The sequence below is a fragment of the Methylobacterium sp. WL1 genome (genome assembly GCF_008000895.1).
Taxonomy (GTDB): domain Bacteria; phylum Pseudomonadota; class Alphaproteobacteria; order Rhizobiales; family Beijerinckiaceae; genus Methylobacterium.
The window spans coordinates 2,644,399-2,670,241 of the sequence record NZ_CP042823.1 but is presented as its reverse complement, the minus strand read 5'-3'; the positions used below and the strand labels follow the sequence as shown (position 1 = coordinate 2,670,241).

The following is a 25,843-nucleotide window of genomic DNA, read 5'->3' as shown; positions in this document are numbered from 1 at the left end:
TCAGGACAAAGCTTCCTGAAGAAGCTCCGCCTCGGCCTCGGCCAGGATCTCGTCGGCCCCCTCACCGTAGACCCGTTCGCGCCCGATCTCGAGCATCACGGATACGGAGAGCGGCGAGACTCGATCGAGAGCCTTGTGGATGATTCGCCCCTGAATGCGCTCTAGCATCATGCCGAGGCGCCTCACGTCGAGGAGTCCGGTTGCCGCATCCTGTCGCGCGGCGCGCAGCAGGAGATGGTCGGGCTGGTGCTTGCGCAGCACGTCGTAGATCAGGTCCGTGGAGATCGTGACCTGGCGACCGGACTTCTTCAAGCCGGGATGATGGCGCTCGATCAGGCCGGCGATCACCGCGCATTGCCGGAACGTGCGCTTCATCATCGCCGATTCATCGAGCCATGCCTCGAGGTCGTCGCCCAGCATGTCGACCGCGAACAGGTCGCCGATGAAGTCGGGGTCCAGCGCGGCCCGCTCCGAAACATCGCGGGTCGTCCAGATCGCGATGCCGTAATCGTTGGCTGCGAACCCGAGCGGGCGCAGGCCATCACGCTCCATCCGCCGTGTCAGCAGCATGCCGAGCGTCTGATGCGCCAGCCGTCCCTCGAACGGAAAGGCCGTGAGGTAGTGCCGCTTGCCCCGAGGGAAGGTCTCTACCAGCAAGTCGCGCTCGCCCGGCAGCACGGAGCGGCGGCGCTGCTGCAGCAGGTACTCGCCGATCTGCTTCGGCAAGCGATCCCAGGCGAACGGGTCGGCGATGATCGCCCGGACCCGCTCGGCCAGGAAGGTCGAGAGCGGGAATTTCGCACCGGCATAAGAGGGAATCGCAGGATCGGTCCCCAGTGGCGCGCGGGTCACCAGGGCCTCGTCCTCGGCCAGGCCCTCGAAGCGCAGAGTCTCGCCCGCAAACAGGAACGTGTCGCCGATCGTCAACGTATCGGCGAACTCGTCCTCGATCTCCCCGAGCACCCGGCCGCCCTTCGGCAGGACTGTGCCGGGCTTGCCGCGCAAGGTCCGTCCGAGCCTCACCCGGACCCGCGCCGCCTCGACGATCGTGCCGACATTCATGCGGTAGGCTTGCGCCGTCCGGGCATCGCGCACGCGCCACAAGCCGTCGGGCCCACGCAGGATCTTGGCGAAACGCTCGTAGGCACGCAGGGCGTAGCCGCCGGTCGCGACGTAATCGACGACCTGTTCGAACGATTCCCAAGTCAGGCTGGCATAGGGTGCTGCGGAGACGATTTCGTCGTAGAGGCCGACCGGATCGAAGGCGTCGGCGCAGGCCATACCGAGCACGTGCTGGGCGAGCACGTCGAGGGCGCCGAGCCGCGCGTCCGGGGTGTCCTGCGCGGCCGCCTCGACGGCATCGAGGGCCGCCTGGCACTCCAGCATCTCGAAGCGGTTGCCGGGTACGAGATAGGCCTTCGACGGCTCGTCCATCCGGTGGTTGGCCCGTCCGATCCGCTGCATGATCCGGCTCGCACCCTTGGGAGCCCCCACGTTGACCACGAGATCGACGTCGCCCCAATCGATCCCGAGGTCGAGGGTCGCGGTGCAGACGATCGCCCGCAAACGTCCCTCCGCCATGGCGGCCTCGACCCGTCGCCGCTGCTGCGCGTCGAGGGAGCCGTGATGGATCGCGATCGGCAGCGCGTCCTCGTTGAGACGCCACAGCTCCTGGAACGTGTACTCGGCCTGGAGCCGGGTGTTGACGAAGACCAGGGTCGTCCGGTGCTCTTTGATCAATGCGTAGATCGCCGGCATCGAGTGCCAGGCGGTGTGCCCCGAAATCGGCAGCGACCGTCCGAGATCGAGCAGGCGCAAGTCGGCCTTGGCGCCGCCTTGGACGGTCACGAGGTCAGCCATGCAGGGTTCTGCGCTGCCTTCCTCCCCTAAGGAGGCGGGTAGACCGGCCGTAAGACGGGTTCGGGAAAGCGAAGCGCCGCCGGAGACGTCCCGACCGGCTTCCTCTTCTGAGCTGTCGCTCGGCTCCTTTTTCCGATTGCTGCGCAGGGTACCTTTCCCCGCACAGGGAAGAGGAGGCTTCTGCACCTGCGGCACCAGATACTTCCGCAGCTCATCCGGCTCGCGCACGGTGGCGGACAATCCGATCGCCGCCAGATCCGGGGCGAGGCGGTGCAGCCGGGCGAGCGCCAGGGAAAGCAGATCCCCGCGTTTCGAGGTCACGAGGGCGTGCAGCTCGTCGAGGATGACGCAGCGCAATCCCGCGAAGAATTCGGCGGCGTCGCGATGGGCGATCAGAAGCGCCAGTTGCTCGGGCGTCGTCAGCAGGATGTCGGGCGGGCGGCTGATCTGGCGAGTCCGCTTGTGCGCCGGGGTATCGCCCGTGCGGGTCTCGACGCGCACCGGGAGGCTCATCTGGGCGATCGGCGCGTCCAGGTTGCGGGCGATGTCGACCGCCAGGGCCTTGAGCGGCGAGACGTAGAGGGTATGCAGGCCTCTTGAAGCCTTGGCCTCGGCTTTGGTGGCCCCCCGTTCCGAGAGGGCAACCAGGCTCGGCAGGAATCCCGCCAGCGTCTTACCGGCCCCGGTCGGCGCCACCAGGAGCGCCGACCGGCCCGCACCGGCGATCCGAAGCAGGTCGAGCTGGTGCGGACGCGGCGTCCAGCCACGCGCCGCGAACCACGCCCGGAAGGCCTCCGGCAGGATCTCGGATCGATCGCTCAGGCCAGGGCCATCAGGAAGCGGTCGATCAGTTCCAGGGCACGCTCGCTCATCGGGCCCGGGTACCGGGCGAAGACATGGCAACCGCCGGGATAGATGGCGGTGTGGCCGCCATTGCCGGCGGCGGCCCAGCGCGCAGACATGTACAGCGTGTCGTCGAGGAGCGGATCCGCGGTCCCGATGGTGAACAGGGCCGGCGGTAGTCCTTTCAGGTCGGCATAGATCGGCGACACGTCCGGACGTCGCCGGTCGATCCCCTCGCGGACGTAGCCGTCGGCGAACTTGGTGAGATCGAGGGTGTTCACGACGAGGCGCTCGTCACCCCAATTGCGCACCGACGGGGTCAGGCCGAGATCGTAGAATCCCGCGTTGAGGTTGGCGCCCCGGAACGCGCGCGGCTGGTTGTGCCGGTCCCGCAAGCGCAGCAGCACCATCACGGCGAGATGCGCGCCGACCGATTCGCCGCCGATCGTCAGCGCATGGATGCCGAATTCCGCCCGTCCGGGTCCCGCCAGCCAAAGGGCGGCGGCCTCGCAATCGAGCAGCGCGGCCGGATAAGGATGCTCGGGGGCGAGGCGGTACTCCACCGACAGCACGACGAAGCCGCAGGCGTCGGCGATGCGCTCGAGCCAGGGATCCTGTTCGTCGGCTGCGCCCCAGACCCAGCCGCCCCGGTGGATGTGGAGATAGGCGCCGCGCACCTTCGTGTCGGCCTTCGGGCGGATCACGCGGAGCTTGAGCGGCCCGCTGGGCCCCTCGATCGTCATCCATTCCGCCCGGACGCTGTGCGGCATCGCCGGGGCCGCCTTGGTCCCGGCGCGACGGCGGGCACGAACCTCCTCGATCGGAAACGACCAGGGATCGGGCAGGGCGGCGTGCGCCGCGACGATCTCGGCATTGAGCCGAAGCGTCTCGGGATCGATCGTCGCCGGGTCGAACAAGGCGTGGTCGATCATGTTGGGTCTCGTCCCGTCGGCGCTGTCCCGCGGCCATTCCCGGCATCTTGGCGGGACGGCTCTCGCTTGCCATCTCGGGTCCGTGGGTGAAACCCGCTAACGCCCGATCCGGGATCCGGTTTCGACGCGGTGTTGTGTGCCGGCCACGGTTCCGCCCGTTTCCTCGCCGATCCCGACCCTTTCTGGCTTCATGAGGACGCGATGCTCGTCGATCACGACCGGCGCCGGCAAGGCGCTCCGCCGCCGAACGCCGCATACGGGGCTGAGACCTACCAGCGGCGGCCCTCGGCGCTGCACCGATTCCTGGGTGGCTCGCCGGCCGGAGTCTTCCTGCGCCTGCTGTTCCTGTCGGTCCTGGTCGGCGCCTTCATGTCGATGCTCGGCCTGACGCCTGGCCGGCTATTCTGGCACGTCTACGACTCGGCCCGGGCGCTCCTGGAGATCGGCCTCGCCTCGCTGCACGATTTCGGCGGCTGGATCGTCGCGGGCGCCGTGGTCGTCATCCCGCTCTGGCTGCTCTCGCGGCTCTTCGCGACGTCGCGCTGACCGGACCGCGCATGGTCCGGCTCGGCTATGGTCGCGGCATGACGCATCCGCCCACCGCCCCGGTCCTGCCGACGCATCGCCGCGTATTGGCACTGGCCCTGCCGATGACGCTCGCCAATGTCACGACGCCGATGCTCGGCTTCGTCGGCGCGGCGGGGATCGGCCGGCTCGGCGATGCGGCCCTGCTCGGCGCGGTTGCGCTGGGCGCCGTCATCTTCGATGCCATCTTCTGGTCGTTCGGGTCCCTACGCATGGCAACCGCGGGACTGACCGCCCAGGCGGTCGGGGCCCGGGAGGGCATCGAGGTCGACCGTATCCTGGCCCGAGCGCTGATGGCCGGCGCCGCGATCGGCCTGAGTTTGGTCGTGCTGCAATGGCCGATCGCGCACGCCGCCTTCGCGGTCAGCGGCGCCAGCGAGGCGGTGACGTTGGGGCTCGCGACCTACTTCCTTATCCGCATCCTGTCCGCGCCCTTCGTGCTGGCAAGTTATGGCGTGCTCGGCTCGGTGGTGGGGCGTGGGCGGACCGATCTCGGTCTGCTGCTGCAGGTGGCGATCAACCTGATCAATGTCGGGCTGACGCTCGCCTTCGTGCTCGGCCTCGGCCTGGGGCTCGCCGGCGCAGCGCTGGCGTCGCTCTGCGCGGAGGCGGCCGGGCTGGGGCTCGGCCTGATCGTACTGGCGCGGCTCGGATCGCGACCGTTCCGGGTGCCGCTGCGTGATCTGCGGGACGCCGCCGCCCTGCGCCGGACGCTCAGCGTCAATCTCGACGTGATCCTGCGCACCCTGGCGCTGATCACCGGCATCGTGCTGTTCTCGGCGCTCGGCGCACGCCAGGGCGACATGGTCCTGGCGGCCAATTCCGTCCTGTGGAATCTGTTCCTGATCGGCGGCTTCTTCCTCGACGGCTTCGCCACAGCGGCAGAAACCCTGTGCGGACAAGCGGTTGGCGCGGGGAATGCGGACGGGTTCCGGCGGGCCTCCGCCTTGAGCCTGCGCTGGTGCCTGAGCTTCGGGATCGGGGTCAGCCTGCTGGCGCTCGGTGGGGGGCCGGGCTTCATCGACTTCGTCACCACGAGCGCGCCGGTGCGCGAGACCGCCCGGGCGTACCTGCCGTACGCCGCGCTGGCGCCGTTCGCGGCGGCGGCGCCATTCGCCTATGACGGGATCTATATCGGCGCGACCTGGACGCGGGCGATGCGCAACCTGATGGCGGGCGCGCTCGCGATCTACTGCGCGGCCCTGGTGCTGGTGCAGGTGTTTGGCCTCGGCAATGCCGGGCTGTGGCTGGCCTTCGTGGCGTTCCTGGGTGCCCGCGGCCTGTTCCAGGCGGTGGCGTTTCCCCGCCTGTCCCGCGCCACGTTTCGTGGATCGACGAATTCTGCAGATGGGAATCCGACGCCAGCCTCCGCGTAGTCTGCGAAGCGTAAGCCGCGGCGCCCGAAACCCAGGTCGTTCTTCGAAGAATTGCGGTCCGGGCGCGCGGCCCGGCTCAGCGCGGATCCTTCCAGGCCGTGGCGGCCGGCGGCGCAGCCCGGGCGACCGTCCCGGTTGTGCGCGGGATCTCTGCCTCGGCGCGGCGTTGGGGCGCCCGGCGGATGCTGCCGTACCGCCGGCCCCTACGGAGGTGGCGGCGTCCGCGCTCGCTGGAATGGCCGACGAACCCGCCGACCACGGCGCCGGCGACCGCCCCGATCGGGCCGCCCACCAGGGCGCCGGCCACCGCGCCGGAGCCGACCCCCAGGGTGGTCCGGCTCTGAGCCCGGGCCGGATCGGGCGCCCCGGCCAGGACCAGGCCGGCGAGGACGAAGACAGTCGAGAGAGCGCGCATGAGACTGGATCCCGGGATCCAAGGAATGAACCCGGGCCGCCTTTAGCCGTGAGAACATGACCAAAGCACGGCTGGATCCAGCACCGCCCCGGACCGTATCAAACCACGCGCGGACTCACCGATGGCAGGACATCGGGCGTGGCGTATCGAACGTTCTGCTCTAGGGTGCAGTGCAACGAAGGCCAGCCGGGGAGCGGCCGCAGGAGGGAGATGCCCATGGCCACGACGACGGACCTGCGCCTGCGCCGGAGCGTGCTCTACATGCCCGGGTCGAACCAGCGGGCGCTCGACAAGGCCAAGACCCTGCCGGTGGACAGCATCATCCTCGACCTCGAGGACGCGGTCGGCCCCGAGGAGAAGGAGCTCGCCCGGGAGCAGGTCTGCGCCGCGGTCAAGAGCGGCGCGTACGGCAGCCGGGAGTTGGTGATCCGGGTCAACGCCCCGCAGACCCCCTGGGGCGAAGCCGACCTCCACGCCGCCATCGAGGCCAAGCCCGACGCGATCCTGATGCCGAAGGTGTCGTCCTCGGCGGTTCTGGAGAGCATCGCCGACCGGCTCGAATCCCTCGACGCCCCGGAGGGCATCGCCGTCTGGGCGATGATCGAGACCCCGGCCTCGATCCTCAACATCCAGGAGATCGCCCGGGCCAAGCGCGATCCGCGCATGCGCCTGACCTGCCTGGTCCTGGGCACCAACGACCTCGCCAAGGACACCTGGGCCAAGATCGTGCCGGGCCGGGTGCCGATGCTGCCCTGGATGATGATGGCGCTCGCCGCCGCCCGGGCCGAGGGCCTGGCGATCCTGGACGGCGTCTACAACGACATCGCGGACACGGAAGGCTGCCGCGACGAGTGCCGCCAAGCCCGCGACCTCGGCTTCGACGGCAAGACCCTGATCCACCCGACCCAACTGGAGCCGGCCAACGCCTCGTTCGCGCCCACCGACGAGGAGGTGCGCCGGGCCAAGCTGGTGATCGAGGCGTTCGAGCGCCCGGAATACGCCAAGCGCGGCGCGATCAAGCTCGAAGGCCGCCTCTACGAGCGCCAGCACCTCGGCGTGAACCGCCGGGCCGTGACCTGGGCCGAGGCGATCAGGGCGAAGGGGTTCTGAGATCGGGCGTCCGACGCGGGTCCCGGCCCGCGTCGAGATCGTGGTGGGCGTGTCCCGGGGCGGGCGGCGCAGCCCGCGTCGGTACGCGCTTGAACGGACGCGCGGCGCTTCCAAACGGGATACGCGGGTTGCACGGTTCCCCTCTCGAGGGCCGATCCTCCATATCTGATCACCCGCATCGTCATTCCGGGGCGCCGCTCGGCCGATCGCGGCTCGGACGACGGCAATCGACAGCGATTCGCCTGGCAGCTCGGTGCACGCCCTCCCAAAACTCATCGGCCGGCGCGGCGAGCCCCGGCGGATCCTGGGTGCGCGCGTGGACGATTGACCCATCGCCGTTAACATGGGCGTGTCATGGGAGAGGTCTTTAAGCCTAGCGTGACAGAAGGACCGTGACGGTGCCTCGCCTGCCCGTGCACGCCCGTGCACTCCCGAATCGATGGCCCCGGCGTGCCGTACGGCCCGGCCCGTACCTCTGGGCGGCCCTGGCGCTTTGCCCGGCCACGGCGCGTGCCGACGACCTCAGCGCGCTGTTCGATCACAACACCGTCGTCTCGGTCGGCGGTTTCGCCGGCGCCGGCCCGCGCTTCCAGGGAAGCCGGGCGGCCGGGCTCTGGGGTTTGCCCTACCTGTCGTTCCGCAAGGCCGACGAACCCCGCGACTGGTGGTCCCCGGACGACGGCCTCGATGCCACGCTCGTGGGCGAAGGCCCGGTCCAGCTGGGTGCCGTCCTCGATTTCCGGGAAGGCCGGTCCCGCCGCGACGACCAGCGCCTCGCCGGCCTGCCGCACTTGCCGGCCACGGTCGGGCTCGGCCTATTCGGAGAGGTCTGGCCGGTCCCCGATACGTTCAGGCTGCGGGCCGAAGTCACGCAGGGCGTCCGCGCCCATGACGGGATCATCGCCAAGCTGGCGGCCGACTGGGTGGGCCATTTCGGACGGTTCACCCTCAGCCTGGGCCCCCGTTTCGTGGTCGGCGATGCCGCCGCCATGCATCTGGATTTCGACGTCCCGGTCGCCACGACGCTCGTGAATCCCGTCCTGGCCCCGTACCGGGCTTCGGCCGGACCGCGTTCCGCCGGAGCGACGGCGACGCTGAGCTACGATTGGTCCGACGCATGGCAGAGCCTCGGCTATGTCCGCTACGACCGGCTGATCGCCGCGGCGGCGGCGAGCCCGATCGTGCGCCGCGTCGGCACCGCGAACGAACTTACGGTTGCGGTCGGGGCGATCTACTCATTCCGCATGTTTCCTTGAACTTGGACAAAGACCAACGAGCGGTCTTCTTCTTGATCACATAGATCACGCGTTCGTGAGTATCTTCCGCCAAACGATCACGGGCCCGTGATGACTGTGGCTGATCGGGCACGGTCGAAGAAAGTTCATGTTTTAAGCTGCCGCCGCGGGATTGTTTCCGAAGTTTTGCGCTACTCACTCTCCCTATCGAGCGGAGAGCACCGTTGGCACGCATACTTCTGACGGGCGGGACCGGGTTGATCGGCGGCGCCGTGCTTCACCAGGCCCTCAGCCGCGACGACGACGCGAGCTGGGTCTGCCTGGTCCGGTGCACGAGCGTGGAGCAGGGGCGCCAGCGCATCGCCGCGCGCCTGGAGCGGTTCACCGACGCGTTCACGGCCCAGCGCCTGGTGCGCAAGATCGAGATCGTGCCCGGCGACTTCACCCGGGCGGACCTCGACATGGATCCGCGGCTCGACGCGTGCACCCACGTGCTCCACCTCGCCGCCGACACCTCGTGGTGGGGCGGCGAGCGCGTGTTCCGGACCAACCATGACGGCACCCTGGCGCTCGCCCGCCGGGCCCGGGCCATGCCGGGATTGCAGCGGTTCCTGCATGTCGGAACCGCCATGATCTGCGGTGCGGGCGCCCCCAGCCTGGTGGAGGAGGCGGCTTATCCCGATGCCGACGCCCAGCACATCGTCGGCTACACCGAATCGAAGGCGGCGACCGAGACATCGCTCGCCGCGCTATTCCCCGACCTGCCGATCGTGGTGGCGCGCCCATCGATCGTCGTCGGTCATGCGACGCTCGGCGCCGCGCCGAGTTCGAGCATCCTCTGGGTCCTGCGCGCCGCCGACGCCCTGCGCTTGCTGCCCTGCAGCCCGGAGAGCTGCGTCGACATCGTTCCGGCCGACTGGGTCGCCGAGATGCTGATCGGCCTCCTCGCGAAGCGTGAGCTGAACCACACCCTCTATCACCTCTCCGCGGGCACGGCCGGGCGGACCCGCTGGGCCGACGTGATCGCCGCCTTCGAGGCGGCGGATCCGAGCGACGGGGTGCGTGCCTTCCAGCGCTTCGATCTCGAGCGCGACCACGCCCGGTTGCGCAAGCGCTTCGCAGAGGTGTTCGGCCTGAACGACGCGTCCAAGCGGGCGATGCTGCGTGCCACCCGCGCCTACTACGCCTTCTGCGCCCTCGACCTCACCTTCGCCAACGACAGGCTGCTCGAGGACGGGTTCGCGCAGGCGCCGTCGCTCGCCTCGTATCTTCCGGTGTGCCTCGCGAACTCGGGGACGATCGTGGAGCAGTTCGCCGACGACATGGAGATGTTCGCGCCGAGCCCCGGCGCGGAGGCCGTGCATCCGGACCGGCCGCTGGCGGCGATCGCGTGAATTTCGCCGGCGATCTGGACTGACGAGACGCGACGGCGCAAGTCTTTGATCCGACGATGGTTCTGGATCCCGGGCTCCGCTTCGCGGCCCCGGGATGACGAAGCTGCCTTCAAAGCGGCTTCTACAAAGACCAGGGGGCGCCGGACAGGCGGGACGGTTCGATGCCGACAGCTGCTGCAAACACCTTGCAAGGGCTGGGTCTCGTCCCTTTGGGAAGCCGGGTTCCCCTTTCCCGACCCGCTTTGCGGGCCATCCTCTTCCGCACCGGGGTGAGGGTGCGCGCCTGGGTCCGCCGGTTAATCTCATGCGGCCCGCGTTTCAAATATTCGATCCCCATTCGCGCGCCGCTCGACGGATCACACATGGGATGAGACACTATTCGACCGGCCGAATCGGACCGTGTCGAACGCATGGATCCTGGGCGCGCGGCCGCGATCGGAGGCTCACGCCATGAGCAGCGCGAACCCAGACATCCCGGCCCCGGTGAAGGGCGGGCTGGTGGCCTACCTGACCGTGGACGGCGCCTTGAGAGCGGCCGAGTTCTACGGGCGCGCCTTCGGGGCCGAAATCGTCACCGCGATGCCGGCGGACGACCAGGGCCGGACCATGCACGTGCACCTCCACGTCAACGGGTCGTCGTTGATGCTGAGCGACGCCTTCCCAGAGCATGGCCACCCGCTGCAGGCGCCGCAGGCGTTTTCCCTCATGCTGATGGTCGAGGATATCGACGCGCGCTACGCCGAGGCCGTCGCGGCGGGCGCGACCGCCTTGATGCCGCCGGCCGAGATGTTCTGGGGCGACCGCTACGGCCAGTTGCGCGATCCGTTCGGGATCATCTGGGCCATGAACCAGCGCAAAGGCTGACGGCCCGCGCGCGCGATCCCGAACCCGCCCACGCTTCCGAGCCCCGCCATGACCGATCCGACCGGGCGCGACCTCGTCCTCACGCGCAGCATCGCCGCATCCCCGGCAGCGCTCTACCCGGCCCGGACCGAGCCGGATCTCCTGAAGCGCTGGTTCGCACCCGCGCCCTTCACGGTCTCGGAGGCCGAGACCGACCTGCGCACCGGGGGCGCCACCCGAATCGTCATGCGGGCGTCCGACGGCTCGGAATTCCAGAGCGCGGGTGTCCATGAGGCCATGGGCTTCCACGAGGGCTGGGGCCGCTGCGCCAATCAGCTCGCCGAACGCGCCGCCGAGTTGTAGGCCGCGCGACGGGTCCAATCCCCCGGGACGGAGGTCTCGTCATGGCGAAGACGGTCAGCACCTGCCTTTGGTTCGCGGACGACGCGGAGGCGGCCGCGCGGTTCTACGTGTCGCTGGTGCCCGGCTCCAGCCTCGGGCCGATCCTGCGGGCGCCCGGACCCTGGCCCGGCGGCGCGCCGGGCGCCGCGATCCTGGTGGCGTTCACCCTGGGCGGCCAGAGCTTCCAGGCGCTTAACGGTGGCGTCCCGGCCGCGTACGGCACCGCCGCGTCGATTGCGGTGTCCTGCGCGGATCAGGCGGACGTCGACCGGCTGTGGGACGCCCTCACCGCGGAGGGCGGGGCGGAGATCCAGTGCGGCTGGCTGCGCGACCGCTGGGGCGTGCCCTGGCAGATCGTCCCGGAGGCCCTGCCGCGGCTGCTCGCAGATTCCGATCCCGCGGTGGCGGCCAGGGTGTTCGCAGCCATGCAGACCATGGTGAAGCTCGACGTCGCGGCCCTGGAGGCGGCCGCCGCCGCGTCTTGAAAGAGGGCCTAGGCGGCCGCCCCGTAGCGCGTGCGCTGGGTGCGCGCATCCCGGGCGGTCACCGCGACGTGGCCCGCCTCCTCCAGCCCTGAGAGGGCACGCAGCACCAGGGCGTGCTCCACCGCGAAGGTGCGGGCGAAGGCGCGGCTGTCGCCGGGCAGGCCGAGGGAAAGGGCCGCGAGCAGCCCGGCCTCCAGCGGCATCATCCCGGGATGGGCCGCCGTCACGCGGTCGAGGGCGGCGACGAACGCCGCCTCGTCCAGGGGACGGTCCGCGGGCCCGCTCACGCGGCCGCGCGGGCCTGCAGGGTCACGAGCACCGATTTCGAGGTCGGCGTGTCGCTCTTCTCACCGAAGGTCGAGAGCGGCACCAGCACGTTCAGCTCCGGGTAGTAGCCGGCCACCGCGCCCCGGGGCATGTCGAACGGGACGAGGCGGAAATCCTCGGCCCGCCGGGTCACGCCGTCGGCATGGAGGCCGACGATGTCGACGCGCTCGCCGATCCGATCGCGGATCTCGGCGAGGTCGTCCGGGTGGGCGAACAGCACCTTCCGCTCGCCGTAGACGCCGCGGTAGCGGTCGTCGAGGCCGTAGATCGTGGTGTTGTACTGGTCGTGGCTGCGGAAGGTCTGGAGAACGTAGGTGTCCGCGGATTTCCGGGCAACCTGATGCTCGGTCTCGGCCGGCAGGGCGTCGGCGGAGAAGTTGGCCCGGCCCGTGGCGGTCTCGAACACCCGCTCGGCGGCGAGGTTACGCAGCATGAAGCCGCGCGGCTTGCGCACACGTGTATTGTACTCCGCAAAGCCCGGGATCGTCGCGGCGATCGCCTCGCGGATCCGGTCGTAATCGGCCGCCAGTCCGGCCCAGTCGATCGCGGCCGAACCGACGGTGGCCTGGGCCATGCCGGCGATGATCGCGATCTCGGAGCGCAGCTCCTTCGAGGCCGGCTTGTTGATGCCGCCCGAGCCGTGGACCATGCTCATCGAATCCTCGACGGTCACGATCTGGGTCTTGCCAGCCGCATTCCGGTCGATCTCGGTGCGGCCCATGCAGGGCAGCAGGTAGCCGATGGCGCCCGGCACAAGGTGGGCGTGGTTGAGCTTGGTCGCGATGTGGACGGTGAGGCGGCAGGCGGCGAGCGCCTGCGCCACCACGGGCGTGTCCGGCGTCGCGCGCAGGAAGTTTCCGCCGAGCCCGATGAAGGCCTTCGACGTGCCGTCGCGCATCGCCCGGATCGCCGCGAGGACGTTGTGGCCGTGCCGGCGCGGCATGGCGAGGCCGAAATGCCGCTCCAGCGATTCGAGGAAGGCCACCGGCGGGCGCTCGTTGATACCGACCGTGCGGTCACCCTGGACGTTGGAATGGCCGCGCACCGGGCACAGGCCGGCCCCGGGCCGGCCGATATGGCCGCGCAGGAACAGCAGGTTGGCGATCTCCCGCACGGTCGCCACCGAGTGGCGGTGCTGGGTCACGCCCATGGCCCAGGTGGCGATCACCCGCTGCGCGCCGAGATAGACATCCGCCATGGCGGAGATGTCCTCGTAGGTCAGGCCCGACTGGTCGAGGATTGCGTCCCAGGCGGTCGCCTCCACGGCGGCCCGGTAGGCGTCGAGACCCGCGGTGTGGTGCTCCAGGAAGGCCCGGTCGAGCAGCGACGGTCGCCCGGCCGCGAGGGCCTCGGCGTCGCGCGCGAACACGATCTTGGCGATGCCCCGGAAGGCCGCCATGTCGCCGCCGGAGCGCGGCTGGAGGTAGTGGCTGGCGATCGGCTGGCTGGAGCCGCGCAGCATCTCGACGGTGTTCTGCGGGTCGGCGAAGCGCTCCAGCCCGCGCTCGCGCACGGGGTTCAGCACCACGACCTGGGCGCCGCGCTCGGCCGCCCGGCGCAGGTCGCCGAGCATGCGCGGATGGTTGGTGCCGGGATTCTGGCCGACGCAGAAGATCGCGTCCGCCTTCTCGAAATCCTCCAGCAGCACCGTGCCCTTGCCGATGCCGATGGCGTCGATCAGGGCGACGCCGCTGGCCTCGTGGCACATGTTCGAGCAGTCGGGAAAGTTGTTGGTCCCGTAGGAGCGGGCGAACAGCTGGTAGAGATAGGCCGCCTCGTTGGAGGCGCGGCCCGAGGTGTAGAACTCGGCCTGGTCGGGGGTGTCGAGGCCGCGCAACGTCACGCCGATCTCGGCGAAGGCCTCGTCCCAGCTCACCGGCAGGTAGCGGTCGCTCGCCGCATCGTAGCGCATCGGATGGGTGAGGCGGCCTTCGCCCTCCAGGGCGTAGTCGCTCCAGCCGCGCAGCTCGGTGAGCGTGTGGCGGGCGAAGAAGGCGGGCGGCGTGCGCTTGTCGGTGGCCTCCCAGGACACCGCCTTCACGCCGTTCTCGCAGAACTCGAACGACGAACCGTGCTCCGGGTCGCCCCAGGCGCAGCCCGGGCAATCGAACCCGTCGGGCTGGTTCGCCTTCAGCAGCGCACGGGCCCCCGTCAGCGGAGCACGCGAGCCGAACAAGTGCTTGCCGCAACTCTTCAGAGCACCCCAGCCGCCGGCGGCGGATGAGCGCTTGGGAGCCCCGTCAGGCTGGGCCATGAATTGTCCTGGATGTTCTCATGAAAGCGAGTTGGCTCGCCAATTCGCAACCGCGAGATAAGCGGCTTGGGATACCGCTCACAATGGCGTGCAGGCGCAGGCCCCTCATGCATGGGGCACAGACTAAGTCTCCGCTCGGCAAAGCCTTTCTAAACTGGCGGGTGCGACCAGCGGCGGTCGACCGGGTCGCCGGCAATTCGAAGCCCCGCACGCCGCCCTGGCATGCGGCGACCCGGGCGCGATGACGGAGTGCGTGTGGGACCGGCCCAGGCCGACGGCGGCTCAGGCCGCGCGGGCGAGATCCGCAGCGCCCCGGCCGACGACCTGGCTGAGCGAGGCCAGCCCGTTCGCGGCCATCCGCTGGACGAGGCCGGCCTTGATGCGATCCACCAGCCCTGGCCCGTCATAGACCAGCGCCGAATAGAGCTGGACCAAGCTCGCACCGGCCTCGATCTTGGTCCAGGCGGCCTCGGCGGAATCGACGCCGCCGACGCCGATCAGGGGAAGCGTGTCGCCGACGCGGAGGCGGGTCTGGGCCAGCATCCGGGTAGCCGGGCCGAACAGCGGCCGGCCGGAGAGGCCGCCGGTCTCGCGGGCCAGGGTCTTCTCCCGTAGGCTCTCGGGCCGGGCCACCGTGGTGTTCGAGACCACCAAAGCCTGGACCCCGCGCTTCAGCGCCGTGGCGCAGATCTCGTCGAGGGCATCCAGCGCGAGGTCGGGGGCGATCTTCAGGAGTACCGCCGCCTTGGCGCCGGCCGCGTCCCGGGCTTCGACGGTGCGGGCGAGCAGTTCGTCGAGGAAGGCCTCGCCCTGCAGGTCGCGCAGGCCCGGCGTGTTGGGCGATGAGACGTTGACGGTGACGAAATCGACCAGGGGCGCCAGGGTCCCGGTGCAGGCGACATAATCGGCCAGCCGGTCGGTGGAGTCCTTGTTGGCCCCGATATTGACCCCGACGAGGCCGGGCCGGCCAGCCCGGGCCCTGAGCCGCGCCGCCACCGTCGCCAGGCCTTCGCTGTTCAGGCCGTAGCGGTTGATCACCGCCCGGTCGGCCGCGAGGCGGAACGCTCGCGGCTTCGGGTTGCCGGGTTGCGGCCGCGGCACCACGCCGCCGACCTCCACGAAGCCGAAGCCGAGGCCGAGCATCGCGTCCGGCACCCGGGCCCCCTTGTCGAAGCCGGCCGCGAGGCCGACCGGATTGGGGAAACGGCGCCCGAGCAGATCCACGGCGAGGCGCGGGTCGTCCGTGGCGGGCTTACCCGGGGGCAGCAGCGCGAGGGCGCGCAGGGTCAGGTCGTGGGCGCTCTCGGCATCGAGGCGAAGCAGCAGCGGGCGGACCAGCGGGAAGGCGGCGGCGATCATGCGCGCGGGAGTCCCGCCGGCAGGACATGCTGCCCATCCGGCCCGAGGGGCAGATCCTCCACCGACACCACCGCCGTGAGCGGCAGATCACCGTAGAGGTGCGGGAACAGAGCGCCGCCGCGCGACGGCTCGTAGACCAGGGCCGCGCCCAGGGTCTCGGCCTCCACGGCGATCAGCAGCAGGTCGGCCTGGCCGGCGAAATGGCGGTCCGCCGTCTCGGCGGTCTGCGCGGCGGTGGAGAAGTGGATGAAGCCGTCGGCCCGGTCGACGGGCGCCCCGGTGAACCGGCCCGCCGCCTCGGCCTCGCGCCAGGGCGCACGCGGACAGATCTTGTAGATGAGCGGCATCGGCATTCCCTGGAAAGCGCAGGGTCCATAGCCCATCGCTCCGGGGACCGGAACCAGGGCCGAAGGAGCGTGCGCGCCGATCAATCCCACCGGTCTTGTCGCCGGAGCCGTTTCGAGGCGGCTGCACGGCAGACCGGAGACCAACCCCGTCATCCCGCGGCCGCGAAGCGGAGCCCGGGATCCGGAGATACATGCCGCGCAAGGTTGAACTCTCGGCGGTTCTGGATCCCAGGCTCGCCTGCGGCGCCCCGGGATGACGGGGTGGATCCTGGATACGGCCTCGGACATGCGGAATCCGCAGCAGGCCTGTCTCCGGACGACACGCCCACCGAAGACCGCGCCATCCGCCGGCAACACACGGAAACCAGATCGATTCCAACGGCGATTGCATTCTGTAGGTTGTAGTTCTACTTTCCTACGACTAGGCTGAGCGTCACAGAACCGTGTCCGAAACGGGTCACTCGGGCCGGCTCGTGGCGGTCTTCAATATACCGCGCTCCTCGGGTGATTTCAGTCCGAATCCTCCGGGGAGACTGCCTCTGTGCCTCCGCGGCAGCCGGCAGCCGGCTGGCGAGACGGGGGTGCCGGCCCGCTCACGTTGAGCCTTCGAGCCCGACATGCTGTCTCACGAGCAGATCTGGAACGCCATCGACCGCCTGGCGGAGCGACACGGCTACTCCGCCTCCGGGCTCGCCCGCCGCGCGGGCCTCGATGCGACGAGCTTCAACCGTTCCAAGCGGATCGGCGCCGACGGGCGCAAGCGCTGGCCCTCCACGGAATCGGTCTCGAAGGTGCTGGCCGCCACCGGCGCAAGCCTCGACGAGTTCCTGCGCCTGATCGAGGCCCGGGAGATCCCGGCCCGCACCATGGTGCCGCTGATCGGCCTGACCCAGGCCGGGGCCGGACGCCTGTTCACCGATGAGGGCATGCCCACCGGCGGGGCCGGCTGGGAGGAGATCGAGTTCCCCGACCTGGGCGAGGAGCGCGCCTTCGCGCTGGAGATCCAGGGCGATTCCATGCAGCCGCTGTTCCGCGACGGGGACGTGCTGATCGTGTCGCCCACCGCCAGCGTGCGCAAGGGCGACCGTGTCGTGGTGCGCCTCCACGGTGGCGAGGTCCTCGCCAAAGAGTTGCGGCGGCGCACCGCCCGGACCGTGGAGCTGGTCTCGCTCAATCCGGAGCACGAGGACCGGGTCCTCAATATCGGCGAGGTCGCCTGGATGGCCCGGGTGATGTGGGTCCGGCAATGAGAGTCACCGCGCTCCGGGGTTGAATCCGTCCCCCTTGGCCGCGCCGCGGTTCGCCGCTATCGCGGGCCTCGCCGCGGGTTTCCCGCACCCGCTCAGCTCGGACGCAGGATGACGCAGCCCGGGACGGATCACGGCGAGGCGGGCGGCCCGCTCACGGCGCAGGCCCGCGCACTTCTCGATGCGCTGCCCACGCCCAGTCTTCTCGTCGATGCGCAGGGTCGCGTCCGGTACGCCAACCCGGCCTTCGAGCGCCTGACCGGTCATCCGGCGCAGGCGTTTGCCGAACGCGGCCTCGAGCCGATCCTGGCGAGCCGCGGGTCGGCGCCCGATCTCTCGGGCGACGCACCGCAGGAATTCCTGGCGCAGCGGTCGGACGGGACCAGCTTCTGGGCGAGCCTTACCTTGGGGCAGCTCCCCGGGAGCGATGCGACGATCGGCCAGATGCTCGACGTCACGGCACGGCGCGAGGCCGAGGGGGCGCTGGCTCTATCGCGGCAGCGCGAGGCCCTGGGCTTGCTGACCAACAGCGTCGCCCACGAATTCAACAACTTCCTGCAGATCCTGATCGGCTACATCGACGGGCTGAAGCGCCGCCTGGGCGACCGGCCCGAGCCGTTCATCCAGCGGGCGCTCGTCCGCTCGGCCGACGCCACCGAGCGGGCCGCGATCCTCACGCGCCAGCTCCTGGCCTATTCGCGCCGGATCGCCCCGGACGTGCGCGCCGTGGACCTCGATGCCATCGTGGCGGAGCTGGCGGAACGCCTCGCGCCGGACTTCCCGGCCGGGATCCGCCTCGTGGTGAACCCGACGCCGGGGCTGCCCCGGGCGATCAGCAACCCGACGCAGATCGAGTTCGCCCTGCGGCATCTGGTCGCCAATGCCTGCGAGGCCATGCCGGCGGGCGGGACGCTGACGCTCTCCACCTTCCGGGTCGATCCGGGCGACCGGGCTCTGCACCAGCCGGGGCCCGGCACCGTGGGGATCCAGGTCAGCGATACCGGGCCGGGCATGTCGCCCGAGATGCTGGCCCGGGCGCTCGCGCCGTTCCAGACCAGCCACGAGGCGGGACGGGGCGCGGGCCTCGCCATCGTGCACGGCCTGATGAAGCGCCAGAACGGCACGATCACCCTGGACAGCCAGCCCGGCGAGGGCACCCGGGTGCGCCTCGGCTTCCCGGCTGCGCCGGACCGGACGCTGCACTGACGCGACGGTCGGCGACAAACGTCATCACGACGCCGAGAGGCGCGGACTAAAACCCGCGCTGAGCCGTCACCATATAGTCGTCGGCGGCTTCCGCCACTCGGTTCTCGTCCTCAGAGGCGCGTACATGCTCACCCAATTCTCGCGTCGTCGGCGCACGGCCGCCTTCCTGGCGCTCGCTGCTGCCTTGACCGTCGCGGCGCCCGTCGCGGAAGCCCGTCCGGGCGGCGGCGGGTCCTTCGGTTCGCGCGGCTCGCGGACCTACACCGCCCCCTCCGCGACGCCCACGGCGCCGGGCGGCGGCTCGACCATGCAGCGGTCCCAGACCGCGCCGTCCCCCGGGATGTCCAATCCCGGGATGCAGGCGCCGGCCGCGCCCGGTCGTCGCTTCGGCGGCGGCTTCTTTGCTGGCCTGCTCGGCGCCGGCCTGCTCGGCGCCCTGCTGGGCGGTGGCTTCTTCGGCGGCCTCGGCGGCCTCGCCTCCATGATCGGCCTGCTGTTCCAGGTCGGCCTGGTCGTGCTGGTGGTGATGCTGGCGGTGCGGTTCTTCCGCCGCCGCAGCGAGCCGGCCGGCGCCGGCGCGCCCTACGCCCGCTCGACGCTCGATGGCGGCCCCAACCAGGGCGGCCCGAATTTGGGCGGTCCGATGGGCGGCGCGGCCACCGGCGGCTCGTTCGGCGGCCAGCGTCCGGTACAGACCCGCAACGTCCAGATCGGCCCGGCCGACTACCAGGCGTTCGAGCGCCTGCTCGGCGACATCCAGGACGCCTACACCCGTGAGGATCGGGTGACGCTGGGCAACCTGGCGACGCCCGAGATGGCCGGCTACTTCGACGAGGAGCTGCGCAACAACGCGGCCCAGGGTGTGGTCAACAAGATCACGGACGTGAAGCTGCTGCAGGGCGACCTCGCGGAATCCTGGGGCGAGGACCGTACCGACTACGCCACCGTGGCGATGCGCTACGCCCTCAAGGACATGATGGTCGACCGCGCAAGCGGCCGGGTCGTGAAGACCGAGCCCGCCCCGGAGGCCGTCGAACTCTGGACCTTCCAGCGCCAGCCCGGCCGCGGCTGGGTGCTCTCAGCGATTCAGCAGACCCGCTGATCTGGGATTTGCCGTCCCGGCCTTTCAGGCCGGGACGCGGTTATCGAACCGGCGCCGTTTCCGCGGCGCCGGTTTTTTTGTTTTTTGGGCAGATACCGGATCAAACGGCCCGGCGGCTGTAAATCCAACCCCGTCATTCCGGGGCGCCGCAGGCGAGCCCGGAACCCAGGACCGCTGACGGTGCAAGGTTTTCCCGGACCTGCGGTTCTGGGTTCCGGGCTCCGCTTCGCGGCCCCGGAATCACGGGGTGGTTGCTCGAGCGGGAGCGAAATGTCTGGACGCGTGGCCGGCAGCCTTACCGTCCACGCTCCGCGTCCCACAGGTTGGCCAGGGTCACGAACCCCGCCACCGGCACCTCCTCGGCCCGGGCCGTCTCCAGGATCCCGGCCGCCGCCAGCAGGGCGCCGGGCTCGGGGCTCAGGGCCTTCAGGCTCTGGCGCAGCATCTTGCGGCGCTGGCCGAACGCCGCCCGGGTCACGGCCTCCAGGGCGCCGGCCCGGCAGGGCAGGGGCTGCGCCCGGGGCAACAGCCGCACGACGCTGGACGTCACCTTCGGCGGCGGCACGAAGGCCAAGGGGCTTACGTCGAACAGGATGTCGGCCTGCGTGCGCCAGCCGCACAACACGCCGAGCCGGCCGTAATCCGCCCGGGTCTCTGGGCCCGCGACGATGCGCTCGGCGACCTCGCGCTGGAACATCAGCACCGCCTGGTCCCACCAGGGCGGCCAGGCCGCGCCGTCGAGCCAACCGGTGAGCAGCGCAGTCCCGACGTTGTAGGGCAGGTTCGCGACGATCCGGACCGGGCCGGTCCCGATCAGCGGCCGGGGATCGAACGCGAGGGCGTCGGCGTCCACGACCTCCAGCCGGCCGGGATAATGCGCCGCGATCTCGGCGAGCGCCGGCAGGGCGCGGGGATCGCGTTCGATCGCCACGACCCGGGCCGCGCCCTCGGCCAGCAGCGCGCGGGTCAGGCCGCCGGGCCCGGGGCCGACCTCGACCACGGTCACGCCGTCGAGCGGCCCCGCGGCGCGCGCGATCCGGCCGGTGAGATTAAGATCGTACAGAAAGTTCTGGCCCAGCGCCTTCCTGGGCTCCAACCCATGCCGGGCGACGACATCGCGCAGGGGCGGCAGCCCGTCTCCATCGTTCACAGCTCGTCCTCGGCGTCGAAATGCTGGGCGCCCGTGGCGCGCGGCCGCCCGGCATAGATGCTGAACGGGATGATGTCGGCGCCGCCCGGGCCGGGGCCGGTGCGGGCCGCCTCGGTGTCGGCGAGCCGCCGCGCGAGCCGCAGGGCGGCGATCAGGCTGTCGGGTCGCGCCACCCCGGTCCCGGCGATGTCGAAGGCGGTGCCGTGGTCCGGCGAGGTCCGTACGAACGGCAGCCCGAGGGTGACGTTGACGCCGTCGTCGAACGCGATGGTCTTGATCGGGATCAGCGCCTGATCGTGTGTCGGCGCGAGGGCGACGTCGTAGGTCGCCCGGGCGCGGGCGTGGAACAGGGTGTCGGCGGGCAGGGGCCCGCGGATGTCGATCCCGGCGGCCCGCAGCCGCGCCACCGCGGGTGCCAGCACGTCACGGTCCTCGTGCCCGATGGTCCCGGCCTCGCCGGCATGGGGGTTGAGCCCGGCGAGCACCAGGCGCGGCTCGGCCAAGCCGAACCGGTCGCGCAGGTCCCGGGCGACGATCCGGGCGGTCTCCTCCACCAGTTCCTGGGTAAGCAGGCCCGGCACGTCCTTGAGCGGGACGTGGATCGTCACCGGCACGACCGCGAGATCCGTACTCCAGATCATCATCACCGGACGCGGCGGCGTGCGGCCGGGGGCGACGGACAGGGCGGCCAGGAACTCGGTGTGGCCCGGATGGGCGAACCCGGCCCGGGTCAGGACGAACTTGGCGATCGGGTTGGTGACCACGGCACCGGCGCGCCCGGCCGCCACGAAAGCCACCGCGGCGGTGATCGACTCGATGACCGCGCCGGCATTGCCGGAATCCGGGACGCCGGGCTCGGCCGCCACCGTCGCGCCGCTCGGCAGCGGCACCACGGGCAGCGCCCGGGGAAACACCTCGGCAGCGGTCTCGGGATCGACCTCGGCCACCGGGACGGGCCGGTTCAGCCGGTTCGCGAGGCGCTCGATGAAGTCCGGGTCGGCCACGAGGAAGAACGGCGGCAGCGGATCCGCGCCGCCCCGTCCGAGCCAGGCGCTGAGGGCGAGTTCCGGGCCGATCCCGGCCGGGTCTCCGAGGGTGAGGGCGAGCGGCGGCATCGGGGGTCTATAGCGCCCGTGGGGCGGGGGCGCATCCTCTCGGGGCAGATCTCCGCTTCATCGCGGGAGGATGGCGGCAGACGCGTGTTTCTCTCCGCCTCAGCGGGTTACGAAATCGACCGTGCGCGAGACGCGCTTCTCTCTCCTGTCCCTTGTGGAAAGGAGGTGGAGGGCAGGGGTGGTTCCGGATGAGACGCAGCGCGGCGTCCCGGGGCCGCGCAGCGGAGCGCGGGATCCAGAGACGCCGACGTGTCGTGCTCCTGCACCGATAGCGGTTCTGGGTTCCGGGCTCGCCCGCGGCGCCCCGGAATGACGGCGCGGGTCATCGGATCTGGGGATCACTCTGCGAGAGATGAATCGTCCACCCCGGCTAACCCGGAGCCCTTGCGGGGAGGGGACCTACGCCGTCCGCACCAACGCAAGCCAGCAACGCGTTTGCGCGGACGGCGCGTTTTCCGGTGCGGAGCCTGCCGCGACCTAGGCTCTACCCGAAAAACCCCAGCACACTACCGCACGGTGGCGATGCCGTCCGCGGTGGTGGCGGTACCGACGTTCTGGCGCAGATCCGCTTCGCCCAGCGTCTTCAGCTCGAGGCGGAGCAGCACGGTCTGGTTGCGCTCGCGGACACCGGTCGCGGTGGCGATCGGCGAGTTGATGTAGTTGATCGAGATGGTCGTGCACTCGTCTTGGTAGCCGCCGCCGAAGCTCGCGCCGGAGAGGTAGAACCGGCCCGGGTTCTGGTAGGTGGGCACCGTGCCGATCGGGTTGGCGAGGTAGGCCGAGAGGGCATCCGTGTAGGTGTTGCGGATGTCGAGGTAGTGGGTCAGGTCCACCAGCAGCGAGCCGGAAACGAACCAGTTCGGCGTGATGTTGTAGGTGGCGCTGGCGGTCACGCCCTCGCGGTAGTGGCTGTAGCCGAGCAGCGGCTGCGCCTCGTAATACGAGTAGAACGCCGAGACGGTGAGCGGCAGGAACGGCGCGAACCGCGCCGTGGCGCCGGTCTCGAGCCGGGCGACGTGGAAGTCGGACTGGTCGAACCGCGCCCGGGTGATGAACGTGATGTTCTGGTTCGGCGAGACCTGGAACCGCCCGACGAAGTCGGAGCGCCGGGTCTCCAGGCCGGAATCCAACCCGACATTGGCGATGTCGCCCCGGCGGAACGAGTTCACCCCGGCGAGCTGGATGGACTCGCCGAACATCACGTTGGTGTACCAGCCCGAGGGCGTCACCACGGAATACTGGCCGCCGAGATTGGTGCGCACGCCGCCCTCGACCCGGTCGTAGCCGGAGAACTTGTCCCACTCGAACAGGGAGGTGTCGTCGAACACCAGGCTCTGGGCGTCCTCGTTCGGCAGGCGGCCGATCCGGGTCTCGGACGGGCGCGCGATGATCTGGCCGATCGGCTCCAGGGTGTGGACGCCGAGCGCACCGAAATTGGCGACGAACGGGTAGCGGTAATCGAGCCCGACCGCCGGCATCACCCGGCCGGCGAAGCCGTCGTCGATCTTGGCGACCTGGGGGGCGAGGTCGTTCTGGTAGCCGGAGAAGCTCGGGTTGGTGAAGAACGCGTCGGTGCGCAGATACGCGAACGGCGTGAACTTCTGCCCCCAATCGTCGATGAAGCTCCGGCGCCAGGACAGTTCGGCCGAGGCGCGGGTATTGGTGCCGGCGAGCCCGTCGATGGCGCACAGGCCGCGCTGGAACACCGTGCAGGTTTGATAGAGCGGGAAGCTGACGCCGTTCACGCTCGGCGAGAACAGGTAGCTCGAGGTGCGCGGCAGACCTTGGAACTGGGTGGTCTCGCGGGTCAGGCTGGTGATGTTGGCCTGGAACCGCACTTCGCCGCCGATCTCGGCCGGGCCGTTGACGCGCTTGTCGTAGTCGATCACCGGCGCGACGATCGGCTGCTGCTTCTGCCAGTCGAAGCTCGACAGGCCCTTGAAGTAGTAGCCGCGCGCCTCGAACCACGACCGGTCGCCCTGTCCGACCAGGTAGGCCGTCGAGGTCGCCTCGCGGAAATAGTCCGTGGTGATGTTCTGGTTGCGGATTCTATAGTTGTCGAGGAACCACTTGTCGGTGACGCCGACGAGGTCCCAGCCGGTCCGCCAGCGGTCGTTGATGTAGAACCGCCCCTGCGATTCCACCGAGCCGCGGAAGTCGCGCTCGCCGGCCCCCAGCGGGCTCGGGAGGAACGCCGACGGAGTCGTCTGCGAGATGCCCGACAGGCGGATGTTGTAGAAGCCGTTGTCGATCCGCTGGCGGAACTCGGCCTGGCCGAGCACGCCCTGGCGGCTCAGCAGGGTCGGGGTGATGGTCAGATCGTAGTTGGGCGCGAGGTCGACGAAGTACGGCAGCGACACGCCGCGGCCGAGCGCCGTGGTCGAGATGAAGCGCGGCGTCAGGAAGCCGGTCTTGCGCTTCACGGTCGGATCCGCCGCCTCGAAATAGGGCAGGTAGGCGACCGGGATCCCGGCGATCTCCAGGGTGGAATCGTCGAAGTAGATCGTGTGGGTCTTGTTGTCGTGGATGATCTTCTTGGCGCGGATCTGCCAGAGCGGCGGCGTCTCCGGGTTGTCCTTGCACGGCTCGCAGGCGGTGTAGCTGCCGGCCTCGAAGCTGGTCTGCTCGCCGTTCAGGCGCTCGGCCCGGGGCGCCGAGAACCGCGTCCGCACCGTCTCGGTCCGCCGCTCCACGGTCTGCTGGCCGCGGAACGCGTCGACGAAGCCGGTCTTGAAGTCGTCGGTCAGCTCCATGCGTGCGCCGGTCACGACGCCGCCATCGGCCTCGGTGAGGCGGACGTTGCCCTGGGCGAAGACCCGGCCGGTGCCGCGGTCGTAGCGCACGCTGTCGGCCTGGAGGGTCCGGGGACCGAAATGCAGCTCGGCGTTGCCCCGCGCGGTCACGGTGTTGTGGTCGTTGTCGTAGATCAGCTCGTTGGCCTCGACGAGCAGCTTGTCGCCCGGCTTGCCGAGCTTCGGCGCAGCCATCCCCTGGGCATGCGCCGAGACGCCCCCGGCCAGCGGCGCGGCGAGTGCCAGCGCGGCCAGGAGGGCCGTCTTCCGCAGGATGTGGGCAACCTTACGCAACGCGCGACCCAACCCCTGTGACGTGATCCGCCACCAACCTCACACACCCGTCTCCCGTCCCGCGATGACTCACGGGCGTCAGCCGTCTTCCTGGTACAGAAGCGTAAGCGTACCGAGAAGACTGCCTACCACGGCGGGGAACCAGGCCGCCACCGGTGCGGCGACGAGTCCGGAGGCGCCGAGCCCCTCCATGACCTGTCGGACCACGTAGAGAGCGAAGCCCGCCGCGACGCCGCCGAGGACGAGTTTACCGACCCCACCAAAGCGGAAGAACCGTAAGGAAACGGTTGCAGCCACGATCACCATGGCCAGAAACAGGACCGGCCGGGCCCACAGGACATCGTACTGAAGACGGTATCGGGTGGCGTCGAGACCGGCCCGCTCGGTCCGCGCGATGGTTGTGGGAAGTTGCCAGAAAGGCACAGATTCCGGGGGGGTGAAGCGCTGCCGGACCTGCCCGGGGTCCAAGTTCGAGGCGATCAGGTAGGTGTCGAACGACTCAGGCGGCGCGTCCGGGGCCAGCACGCGGGCGTCCGACAGCGCCCAGTAGCCGTCGTGCAGGGTGGCCTGGGCGGCCACGATCTGCTCGGCGAACTTGCCGGCCTCGTCGAAGGTGAAGACCGAAACGCCCGCCAGGGTCGTGGTGCCCTCGATGGCGGTCTCGGCCCGGATGATCGCCTCGCCGTCCAGGCCGCGCTGGCGGATCCAGAGATCCTTGCCGGACCCCGCCTTGGTCGACTTGGCGAAGATCTTGGCCTCGATCTCGGTGGAGCGCTGCTTCAGCAAGGCCGAGACCGGGTTGTAGATGCCGACGGCCACGGCCCCCAGCGCCAGGGCCACGAAGAAGCCGGGCTGGAGGAACTGCCAGGCCGAGATCCCGGCCGCGCGCGCGACCACCAGTTCCAGCTTGCGCGAGAGCTGCAGCAGGGCTGCCATCGAGCCGAACAGCACCGCGAAGGGCAGCACGCCCTCGGCCACCGCCGGGGTTCGGTAGAGCGAGAGCAGCGCCATCAGCCCGGTGGAGGCGCCCTCGGCCTCGCCGGCCCGGCGCAGGAGCTCGACGAAGTCCAGGGTGTAGACCAGCGCGAACACGGTGACGAACACACCGAGCACCGTGCGGGCGAACCGGGCGGCGAAGTAGCGCCCGAGGGTCGGACCGATCAGCATCGT

The 25,843-nt window shown here is 70.3% G+C and carries 22 protein-coding genes; 11 read left to right on the top strand and 11 right to left on the bottom strand.

The features are described from left to right. Entirely contained in the window at window positions 1–2,682 is a 2,682-nt protein-coding gene (locus tag FVA80_RS12950) for a ligase-associated DNA damage response DEXH box helicase (RefSeq protein ID WP_246692413.1), read from the bottom strand. Continuing rightward, window positions 2,679–3,635 carry an alpha/beta hydrolase gene (locus tag FVA80_RS12945; RefSeq protein ID WP_147906625.1) on the bottom strand — a complete coding sequence of 319 codons (957 nt, stop codon included), beginning with the start codon at window positions 3,633–3,635 and terminating at the stop codon, window positions 2,679–2,681. Before FVA80_RS12945 ends, FVA80_RS12950 begins: the two co-directional genes overlap by 4 nt. 201 nt (window positions 3,636–3,836) lie before the next feature. Here FVA80_RS12945 and FVA80_RS12940 point away from each other — a divergent pair, with 201 nt between their 5' ends. After that, window positions 3,837–4,181: a DUF6460 domain-containing protein gene (locus FVA80_RS12940; protein WP_147906626.1), complete on the top strand. Its 345-nt coding sequence runs from the start codon at window positions 3,837–3,839 to the stop codon at window positions 4,179–4,181. Between the two features lie 38 nt (window positions 4,182–4,219). Beyond that, entirely contained in the window at window positions 4,220–5,596 is a 1,377-nt protein-coding gene (locus FVA80_RS12935) for an MATE family efflux transporter (RefSeq protein WP_147906627.1), read from the top strand. A 76-nt stretch (window positions 5,597–5,672) separates the two neighbouring features. Here the strand turns inward: FVA80_RS12935 and FVA80_RS12930 are convergent, their stop codons facing one another. Next, a complete protein-coding gene (locus FVA80_RS12930) occupies window positions 5,673–6,011 on the bottom strand; it encodes a YMGG-like glycine zipper-containing protein (RefSeq protein ID WP_147906628.1) in 339 nt (112 codons plus the stop codon). Between the two features lie 216 nt (window positions 6,012–6,227). On the opposite strand from FVA80_RS12930, the gene FVA80_RS12925 reads away from it, so the two are divergent. The 6 genes from FVA80_RS12925 to FVA80_RS12900 all read left to right on the top strand — a co-directional run bounded on the left by FVA80_RS12925 (window position 6,228) and on the right by FVA80_RS12900 (window position 11,480). Beyond that, entirely contained in the window at window positions 6,228–7,121 is an 894-nt protein-coding gene (locus tag FVA80_RS12925; RefSeq protein WP_147906629.1) for a CoA ester lyase, read from the top strand. Window positions 7,122–7,519: 398 nt separating this feature from the next. After that, on the top strand, window positions 7,520–8,377 hold the full coding sequence (locus FVA80_RS12920; RefSeq protein WP_187193667.1) for a MipA/OmpV family protein: 858 nt from the start codon (window positions 7,520–7,522) through the stop codon (window positions 8,375–8,377). A 203-nt stretch (window positions 8,378–8,580) separates the two neighbouring features. Then, window positions 8,581–9,750, top strand: a complete 1,170-nt coding sequence (locus FVA80_RS12915; RefSeq protein ID WP_246692389.1) for an SDR family oxidoreductase — start codon at window positions 8,581–8,583, stop codon at window positions 9,748–9,750. A 450-nt stretch (window positions 9,751–10,200) separates the two neighbouring features. Further along, window positions 10,201–10,614, top strand: a complete 414-nt coding sequence (locus FVA80_RS12910; protein WP_147896503.1) for a glyoxalase/bleomycin resistance/extradiol dioxygenase family protein — start codon at window positions 10,201–10,203, stop codon at window positions 10,612–10,614. Between the two features lie 48 nt (window positions 10,615–10,662). After that, window positions 10,663–10,956, top strand: a complete 294-nt coding sequence (locus tag FVA80_RS12905) for an SRPBCC domain-containing protein (RefSeq protein ID WP_147906631.1) — start codon at window positions 10,663–10,665, stop codon at window positions 10,954–10,956. Window positions 10,957–10,997: 41 nt separating this feature from the next. After that, entirely contained in the window at window positions 10,998–11,480 is a 483-nt protein-coding gene (locus FVA80_RS12900) for a VOC family protein (protein WP_147906632.1), read from the top strand. 8 nt (window positions 11,481–11,488) lie between these two features. On the opposite strand, the gene FVA80_RS12895 is transcribed toward FVA80_RS12900, so the two are convergent. From FVA80_RS12895 to FVA80_RS12880, 4 genes are all read right to left on the bottom strand, one after another. Next, window positions 11,489–11,767: a hypothetical protein gene (locus tag FVA80_RS12895; protein ID WP_147906633.1), complete on the bottom strand. Its 279-nt coding sequence runs from the start codon at window positions 11,765–11,767 to the stop codon at window positions 11,489–11,491. Further along, entirely contained in the window at window positions 11,764–14,061 is a 2,298-nt protein-coding gene (locus tag FVA80_RS12890) for an FdhF/YdeP family oxidoreductase (RefSeq protein ID WP_147906634.1), read from the bottom strand. Before FVA80_RS12890 ends, FVA80_RS12895 begins: the two co-directional genes overlap by 4 nt. Window positions 14,062–14,343: 282 nt before the next feature. Continuing rightward, window positions 14,344–15,420: a quinone-dependent dihydroorotate dehydrogenase gene (locus FVA80_RS12885; RefSeq protein ID WP_147906635.1), complete on the bottom strand. Its 1,077-nt coding sequence runs from the start codon at window positions 15,418–15,420 to the stop codon at window positions 14,344–14,346. After that, window positions 15,417–15,767 (bottom strand): DUF952 domain-containing protein, encoded by a 351-nt coding sequence (locus tag FVA80_RS12880; RefSeq protein WP_147906636.1) that lies wholly within the window; start codon window positions 15,765–15,767, stop codon window positions 15,417–15,419. The genes FVA80_RS12885 and FVA80_RS12880 overlap by 4 nt, the downstream gene beginning before the upstream one ends. Before the next feature lie 617 nt (window positions 15,768–16,384). Here FVA80_RS12880 and FVA80_RS12875 point away from each other — a divergent pair. The 3 genes from FVA80_RS12875 (at window position 16,385) to FVA80_RS12865 (ending at window position 19,322) form a co-directional block, all read left to right on the top strand. After that, window positions 16,385–17,017 (top strand): helix-turn-helix transcriptional regulator, encoded by a 633-nt coding sequence (locus FVA80_RS12875; protein ID WP_147856975.1) that lies wholly within the window; start codon window positions 16,385–16,387, stop codon window positions 17,015–17,017. 108 nt (window positions 17,018–17,125) lie between these two features. Further along, complete coding sequence (locus tag FVA80_RS12870) at window positions 17,126–18,220, top strand: ATP-binding protein (RefSeq protein ID WP_147906637.1); 1,095 nt, start codon at window positions 17,126–17,128, stop codon at window positions 18,218–18,220. Between the two features lie 124 nt (window positions 18,221–18,344). Beyond that, the gene (locus FVA80_RS12865; protein ID WP_147906638.1) at window positions 18,345–19,322 is read left to right on the top strand and encodes a TIM44-like domain-containing protein; all 978 of its coding nucleotides are present in this window, start codon (window positions 18,345–18,347) and stop codon (window positions 19,320–19,322) included. 295 nt (window positions 19,323–19,617) lie between these two features. On the opposite strand, the gene rsmA is transcribed toward FVA80_RS12865, so the two are convergent. The 4 genes from rsmA to lptG form a co-directional block, all read right to left on the bottom strand. Continuing rightward, complete coding sequence (gene rsmA / locus FVA80_RS12860) at window positions 19,618–20,472, bottom strand: 16S rRNA (adenine(1518)-N(6)/adenine(1519)-N(6))-dimethyltransferase RsmA (protein WP_147906639.1); 855 nt, start codon at window positions 20,470–20,472, stop codon at window positions 19,618–19,620. Continuing rightward, complete coding sequence (gene pdxA, locus FVA80_RS12855; RefSeq protein WP_147906640.1) at window positions 20,469–21,587, bottom strand: 4-hydroxythreonine-4-phosphate dehydrogenase PdxA; 1,119 nt, start codon at window positions 21,585–21,587, stop codon at window positions 20,469–20,471. Before pdxA ends, rsmA begins: the two co-directional genes overlap by 4 nt. A 506-nt stretch (window positions 21,588–22,093) precedes the next feature. Then, a complete protein-coding gene (locus tag FVA80_RS12850) occupies window positions 22,094–24,673 on the bottom strand; it encodes an LPS-assembly protein LptD (RefSeq protein ID WP_147906641.1) in 2,580 nt (859 codons plus the stop codon). A 78-nt stretch (window positions 24,674–24,751) separates the two neighbouring features. After that, window positions 24,752–25,840 (bottom strand): LPS export ABC transporter permease LptG, encoded by a 1,089-nt coding sequence (gene lptG, locus FVA80_RS12845; protein WP_147906642.1) that lies wholly within the window; start codon window positions 25,838–25,840, stop codon window positions 24,752–24,754. Window positions 25,841–25,843 lie beyond the last annotated feature (3 nt).